Source organism: Herbidospora galbida, from assembly GCF_005233835.1.
Classification (GTDB): Bacteria; Actinomycetota; Actinomycetes; order Streptosporangiales; family Streptosporangiaceae; genus Herbidospora; species Herbidospora galbida.
Genome location: NZ_SZQA01000042.1, coordinates 50,631 through 57,827, shown reverse-complemented (window position 1 = coordinate 57,827; position 7,197 = coordinate 50,631). Strand labels below are relative to the sequence as shown.

Annotated in this window: 6 protein-coding genes; 2 read left to right on the top strand and 4 right to left on the bottom strand. The window is 71.0% G+C overall.

Annotation, left to right across the window (positions count from 1 at the left end; genetic code table 11):
- From FDA94_RS32770 to FDA94_RS40790, 3 genes are all read right to left on the bottom strand, one after another.
- Positions 1–663, bottom strand: a 663-nt coding sequence (locus FDA94_RS32770) for an AAA family ATPase (protein ID WP_137250942.1), incomplete at its 3' end; no start/stop codon positions are given.
- Positions 664–705: 42 nt separating this feature from the next.
- Positions 706–2,817 carry an SF1B family DNA helicase RecD2 gene (gene recD2, locus FDA94_RS32765; protein ID WP_246060272.1) on the bottom strand — a complete coding sequence of 704 codons (2,112 nt, stop codon included), beginning with the start codon at positions 2,815–2,817 and terminating at the stop codon, positions 706–708.
- Between the two features lie 36 nt (positions 2,818–2,853).
- On the bottom strand, positions 2,854–4,785 hold the full coding sequence (locus FDA94_RS40790) for a fibronectin type III domain-containing protein (RefSeq protein WP_137250941.1): 1,932 nt from the start codon (positions 4,783–4,785) through the stop codon (positions 2,854–2,856).
- Positions 4,786–5,091: 306 nt separating this feature from the next.
- Here FDA94_RS40790 and FDA94_RS32755 point away from each other — a divergent pair, with 306 nt between their 5' ends.
- Complete coding sequence (locus FDA94_RS32755; protein WP_137250940.1) at positions 5,092–5,511, top strand: hypothetical protein; 420 nt, start codon at positions 5,092–5,094, stop codon at positions 5,509–5,511.
- Entirely contained in the window at positions 5,508–5,834 is a 327-nt protein-coding gene (locus FDA94_RS32750; RefSeq protein WP_246060271.1) for a winged helix-turn-helix domain-containing protein, read from the top strand. The genes FDA94_RS32755 and FDA94_RS32750 overlap by 4 nt, the downstream gene beginning before the upstream one ends.
- Positions 5,835–5,845: 11 nt before the next feature.
- On the opposite strand, the gene FDA94_RS32745 is transcribed toward FDA94_RS32750, so the two are convergent.
- Positions 5,846–7,192, bottom strand: coding sequence for a sensor histidine kinase (locus FDA94_RS32745; RefSeq protein WP_137250939.1), 1,347 nt, complete (start codon positions 7,190–7,192; stop codon positions 5,846–5,848).
- Between the last annotated feature and the right edge of the window lie 5 nt (positions 7,193–7,197).

The following is a 7,197-nucleotide window of genomic DNA, read 5'->3' as shown; positions in this document are numbered from 1 at the left end:
GGTCGCCTCGGCGCAGGCCCGCGCGAACGCCGCGTCGGGCCGCTGGCCGGTGACGCCGTCGAGCACCGCCGCCACCCCGCCGGGGGTCAGCGGCGGCAGCGGCAGCCGCTCGGCCTCGGTGAGGACGACGTCGAGCAGGCCGCCGTCGGACTCGGGCCGCGACCCGGCGGCCACCAGCAGCGGCAGCCCGTCGACGCGCGGCAGCAGATAGGCCAGGAACCGCAGCGACGCCTCGTCGGCCCAGTGCAGGTCGTCGACGAGGAGGACCGCCGGACCGGTCTCGCAGACGTTCGCGACCAGCCAGAACAGCCCGTTGAGCACGGCGTAGTCGCCCGGCGGCTCCCCGGGTGCCCCGAGCACCGCCGACGCCGCGGCGGCCGGACCGGCCAGCAGCCGCTCCCGGTCGGCGGCCCGCGCGACGACGGGTTCGAGCAGCTGCCGCACCACGCCGAACGCGTAGGTGCGCTCCAGCCGCGACGCCCGCGCCGACAGCACCCGATGCCCGTCGGCGGCGGCGCGGACCGCCGCGAGCAGCCGGCTCTTGCCCGCGCCGGGCCCGCCGTCGACCACGACGAACCGCCCGGCCCCCGAGGCCAGCGCGCGCAGATGGGCGTCGAACGCGGCCAGCTGCCGCTCACGTTCGACGAGAGGTGTGTCGATCACGCGGGCATGGTCTCCGAATCGGGAGCCGCCGTCTATGGCCGATTACACGTTCAGCCGCCTGGCCAGCCCCGTGTTGCGGGCCGTGCCCAGCTGGTGGACGGCCTGTTCGAGGGCCTCCCGGTGCCCCACCAGCACCACCCACGCCTTCGCCCTGGTCACCAGCGTGTAGAGCAGCCGCCGCCGCAGCATGATCCCGCCCGACTCGGCCACCAGCGGCGCGACCACGAACGGGTATTCGCTGCCCTGTGCCCGGTGGACGCTGATCGCGTAGGCGTGGGTGAGGTCGTCGAGCTCGTCGAAGCCGTAGTCGACCTCGCGCCCGTCGTCGACCCGCAGGGCGGCGACGCGGCCGGGCAGGTCCATCGCGGTGATCGTGGCGGTCTCGCCGTTGAAGACGCCCTTGTCGTAGTTGTTGCGCACCGGCATGACCCGGTCGCCCACCCGGAACACCTCGGGCCCCGACCAGAACTCGGCCACCCCCTCGCGCGCCGGGTTGCGCCGCTCCTGCAGCAGCCGCCCGATCTCGACCGTGCCGGTCACGCCGCGCCGCATCGGGCACAGCACCTGCACCTGGTCGGGGGAGACCCCCTGCTTGCGCGGGATGCCGTCGGTCGCCAGGTGCACCACCCGTTCGGCGACCAGCTCGGGATCGCCCGCCTCCTCGAACCAGAACCCGCCCCGCCCCGGCAGGTCGGGCAGGTGCCCCGAGCGGATCAGATGGGCCGCCCGCACGATCCCGCTGCCCTCGGCCTGCCGGAACACGTGGGTCAGCCGCACGCGCGGGATGTCGGGCACCTTCAGCACGTCGGCCAGCACGTTGCCGGGACCGATGCTGGGCAGCTGGTCGGTGTCGCCCACCAGCAGCAGGTGGCCGCCGTCGGGGATCGCGGCGGTCAGCCGGACCGCCAGGTGGAGGTCGAGCATCGACGCCTCGTCGACCACGACCAGGTCGGCCTTGGCCGGGGCCTCGGCGAACAGGGTGGTGCCGTCGTCGTCGGGGGCCATCAGCAGGCGGTGGACGGTCATCGCCGGCAGGCCGGTCAGCTCCGACAGCCGCTTGGCCGCCTTCCCGGTCGGCGCGGCCAGCGTCACCGTGCCGCCCATGGCCCGGACCGCCCGCGCGATCGACCGCACGGTGTGGCTCTTGCCGCAGCCCGGCCCGCCGGTCAGCACGGTCACCTGGCAGGTCAGCGCCAGCGTCACCGCCGCCCGCTGGTCGTCGTGGAGGGAGGCGTCCTCGTCGTAGTGGCGCATCGGCATGCCCGACGTGGCCGACATCAGGCGCCGGAGGTGCCCGGCCAGCGCTACCTCGCGGCTGTGCAGCTCCTTGTCGTAGACGACGACCCGGCCGGGCTGCTCCCCGGCCTCCACCACCACGCGGCGTTCGGCGGTCAGCGCGTCGACCATGGCGCGGACCAGCTCGGGATCCTGCTCCACCAGCTCGGCCGTCTGGGCCAGCAGCGCGGGCATCGCCAGATAACAGTGGCCGCCCCGCGCGGCGGCCGATTCGAGGCGGTCGAGGATCGCCGCCTTGATCCGCTGCGGGCTCCGTTCGGGTACGCCGGATCGCAGCGCGATGCGGTCGGCGATGTGGAACCCGACCCCGCGCACCCGCCCGATCAGCCGGTAGGGATCGGTGGAGACGACCTCCTGGCTGTCGGAGCCGAACGCCTGGTAGATCTTGGCGGCCAGCAGGGGGGAGACCCCGAAGCCCTGCAGGGTCACCATGAGGGCGGCGACCGCCTTCTGATCGAGCCACGCCTCGACGATCTGGGCCCGCCGCTGCGGGCCGATGTTGATCACCTCGGTCAGCCGGTCGGGCTCGGCGTCGATCACGGTCAGGGTGTCCGCGCCGAAGTGCCCGACGATCGCCGCCGCCAGCCGCGGGCCGATGCCCCGGATCAGCCCCGACCCCAGGTAGGCCTGGATGGCCGGGATCGTCGCCGGGGTCACCCGCTCGCACGCCTCCGCCGCGAACCTGCGCCCGTGGCGGGGGTGGTCGGACCACGACCCGGCGAGCTTGAGGGTCTCGCCGGGCTGCACGCCCGCCAGCACGCGACCGGCGGCGACGAAACCGCCACCGCCGTCGCTCATCCGCGCGACCGTGTATTCGTCGTCGCGGACGAACACCAGCCGCTCGACCGTCGCCTCCACGGGCGCCACTCTAGGAGCACCCGGCGACAGTTCCGGCTACGCGGTCACGATGTCGAACTGCTCCCATCCGCCGATGGCCGCCCGGTTGGCGATCAGCGCGGCGGCGCCGTTGTTCTCGGCGCAGACGTACTGGTCGTTGGCCTGCGCCCGGAGGCTGACCGAGCCGTTCGGGTTCTGCACCAGCGTGAAGGTCTCCCAGGGGCCGACGGCCGCCCGGTTGGCGATCAGCGGCGCGGCGCCCGCGTTCTCGGCGCAGACGTACTGGTTGTTCGAGCGGGCCCGCAGCGCGATCTGGCCGTTGGCCAGGGTGACGCGCTCGAACTGCTGGGCGGTGCCGATCGTGGTGGCGTTCGCGATGAGGTTCTGACCGGCGTTCGCCGTCACGTACCTGCTGTTGACGCGGGCCCGCAGCGCTACGTAGGCGGTGGTCTGGGGCAGCGTCGTGGCCGACACCCCGCCCGAGGGCGCGGAGGCGTTCCCGGCCGCGTCGCGGGCGAGGACGGTGAAGGTGTAGGCCGTGTTCGGGGTCAGCCCGGTCACCGTGAAGGTCGTCGCGGCGGTCGTGCCGGCCGCCGTGCCGCCCCGGTTGACCTGGTAGGACGCCACCCCGACGTTGTCGGTCGAGGCGGCCCACGACAGGGTGACGGAGGTCGCCGTCCGGTTGGTCACGACCAGGTTCGCGGGCACCGACGGGGCCTGGTTGTCGCCGCTCGACACCACCGGCGGGGTCGGCCGGGTCGCGGTGAGCGCTATCTGGCCCTTCAGCATCCGGCCGCCGTCGCCGGTCAGCCGCAGGTAGTAGTCGCTGGAACAGAAGGTGCCGTCCTCGTCGAGCGACAGGATGCCCGACCCGGCGGGCACGGTGGCCTGCGTCTCGGTGGTCTTGGCGATCTGGTTGCCCTCGTTGTACTCGTCGAACATGGAGATGTAGATGCCGTGCGACCCGGCGCGGATGGTGTTGTAGAACATCCGCCACATGAAGTCGCCGTGGGCGCGGGCGCGCGACTGCAGGTCGCCGGGCATGACGCAGGGCTGGTAGTCGATGCCGTTGGCGTTGCAGTCGGCCACGTCGGGCACGACGTTGTTGGCGTAGAAGCCGTCGAGGCCCGAGATGGTGTGGGTGCGGCCGACCATCCACGGCGAGATCATGTTGAAGGCGCGGTAGACTTCGCCGAACCCGCTGCGGGAGTCGTTGATGCCCTGCCGCCAGTACGTCGGGACGCCGCCGATGACGTAGCAGCCCTGCGCCTTGAACCAGTTGACGACCTCCAGGCAGGGCGCCGGGGGGAACGGGCGGCCGGGGTCGTTGAAGCCGAAGCCCCAGATGCAGACGACGGGCTTGCCGTTCTGCTTGGCGTACATCGGGCTCTGCGTGTACGCCGACATCTTGTTCGTCCAGTCGGTCTTGATCTCCGACTGGAAGTTCGTCCAGCTCGTGACGTCGTACATGATGTAGAACTTGCGGCCGTAGGCCTCGGCGGCCTGCCGCACCTTCGCCGTGATCCCGTCGCGGATCGGGCCTTCGGCGCCGAACGGGTTGAACCGCTGCAGGGCGGCGGTGTCGCAGTTGTAGTCGCGCATCCACTTGAAGTGGGTGTCGATCGTCTGCTGGTCCCACGACGAGAACAGGTTCGCCGTCTGGCCGTTGTTCAGGTTCTGGTAGAGCGTCGGGTACGTCCGCGTGTAGTCGCGGATGTCGGGCCACGACACGATCGTGGTGTTGGAGGGCGAGGGCGGCACGGTGTTGTCGGCACCGCTCCAGTGCCACCACCGGTCGATGGGGGAGCCGTCGCCACGGCAGGCGAACCAGCCCTGGTATCCGACGGTGATCTTCCCCACGACGTCGCCGGGCGGGCTCGCCGCGTGCGCCGGGCTGGAGAGCGCGGACAGCACACCGGTCGAGGACACCGCGGCGAGGGCGGAGCCGGTCATGGCGGAGGTCATGAACCCCCGGCGGGAGACGGCCACGTGGGACTCCTTCGGTCTGACGGAGGGGAGGGCACGTCGCGGTGTTATCGCCGCGTAACATCGGACGGCTCGGCGTCATCTTGACAGCCGTCGACACACGAATGCAACATTCAGCAGCCTTTTGGAAACTTCTGGATTAATGATCGGTAAGAGTTCGCAGGTCAGAGTGCCAAGGTGGACCGATCCAGGTTGTCGAGTTCTGTAAAGAACCCTTCGATTTACTCGAAAAGATCGGATCTCTAGATATTCACTTGAACGTGAGTTGAGTACTTGATAGCGTTTGAGTACCGGAACGAAGGAGGAGTTGTGGAACTGTCCGCTGGTGCGGCTCTCGACGAGGTACGCCGGGTCGAAGAAGAGGTGCGCAAGACGCGCCGGGCCTACAGCACGATCCTGCTGGTGATGGGCCTGGCGACCGGGCCCTACTGGTGGGGCATGCTGCTCGGCCCCGACTGGGCGGGCGTCGTCGCGGGCGCCGGCTGGATCGCCCTGGTGATCTGGATGCTGGTCCTGCCGCGCCGGCCCGGTCTGCGCGGGCGGGTCAACGCGCCCTGGGTCACCCGGCTCACGCTGCTGGGCGGGGTGACGTTCCTCGCGCCGATGCTGGTCGCGACCGGCCTTAAAATCGCGGGCGTGGAGACCACGAATTGGCTGGTGGCGGTGTTGTGCCTGATCTCGGGCCTGCCGATGATCTACGCCGGCTGGCGGCTGCGGAGAAGCCTGTGAGCGGGGCCAGGCCGCCGCAGGAGCACACCCACCCGCGCCACGACCTCGACGACCTCATCCACGCACCCGTGCGCCTGTCGATCATGGCGGCACTGGCGGCGGCCGAACAGGCCGACTTCCGCTTCCTCAAGGAGACCATCGAGGTCAGCGACTCGCTGCTGTCCAAGCACCTGCTGGCGCTCGAAGAGGCGGGCTACGTGAACGCCGCCAAGGCCTTCGAGGGCAAACGCCCCCGCACCTGGCTGTCGCTGACCGACCAGGGCCGCGAGGCGTTCCGCAGATACATGGACGTCCTCCAGCAGATCATCGGGAAACCGTCCTGAATCCGCGCCGGTCAGGTCTGGAGGGGCAGGCGGAGCACCATGCACGCTCCCCGGGCCGAATCCTCGACGTTGAGCGAACCCTGGTGGGCCTGGGCGATCTCACGGCAGATGGCCAGGCCGAGGCCGGTGCCGTGGGGATCCAGCTCGCGCGATTCCGGCAACCGGGCGAACCGCTCGAAGACGAGTTCGCGATATTCGGGTGCGATGCCGGCGCCGTCGTCGGCCACCACCAGCACCCCCGTGCCGTCCTCGGTCCTGACCGCGACGACCACGCGGCTCACGGCGTGCCGCTGGGCGTTGTCCAGCAGGTTCGCCATCAGCCGGGAGATCAGCAGCCGGTCGCAGAAGACGATCACCTCCGGCTCCAGGTCCGTCTCGATCGGCACCCGGCCATGGGGGCGGCGCTCGATCTCGCGTCGGGCCAGCTGACCGAGATCGGCCCGTGACTGCGGGGGCAGCCGTTCGTTGCCCATGCGGGCCAGGGTGAGGATGTCCTCGGCGAGCGCCTGCTGGCGTTCCATGTCGTTGAGCAGTTCCCGGGCCGTCGTCGGCCAGTCCACCTCGGGATCGGTCAGCGCCTCCTCCAGCCGCAGCCGGGCTCCCGTGATGGGGGTGCGCAGGTCGTGGGAGACGTCGGAGGTGAACCGCCGCTCCCGCTCGATGGCCTCTTCCAGGTGTTGCAGGGTGCGGTTCGCGGTGGTGGCCAGATAGCGGATCTCGTCGTGGTGGGCGGGCACGGGCACCCGGCGGCCAGGACATTTCTCGGTGATCTCGGCAAGTTCGGAGGCGATGTCCACCACGGGGCGCAGCGCGCGTTCGACGAGGAAATGGGTGCCCACCGCCACCAGGATCAGCCAGATCAGGGCTCCGGAGACGAGCACGGTCGCGAACGCGCTGTCGCCGTACCAGGGATGGGTCGGCTCCCCGCCGTAGACGATCAGGTCGCCGCTCGGGGTCGTGATCCACATGGCCGCGACGGTCAGGCACTGACCGGGGAAGCTGGGCACGTCGCAGACCACCCCGTCCATGCCTCCGGGGCGGCGCGGCGGGACGAAGAAGGCCATGCGCGGCTGGCCGGCCATCCGGGTGTTCGCCGACACCAGCCGTCCGCTTGGGTCCACCACCTGCATCGCGGTCAGTCCCTCGTCGGGCAGCACGGGCGGCACCGCCCGCTGGCGGGCCAGGTGGTGCAGCACCCGCAGGTCGGCGGAGTACACCTCGCGGAGCTGGTCGGACATCCGTGCCTGATGGTTGCCGTCGAGGACGAACCCCACCGTCACCGCGCACGCCAGCGCCGCCGCCGCCGTCGCCCAGATCGTCAGGCGCAGCCGCACCGACCACTGCCGGGGGGACTTCACGCGGT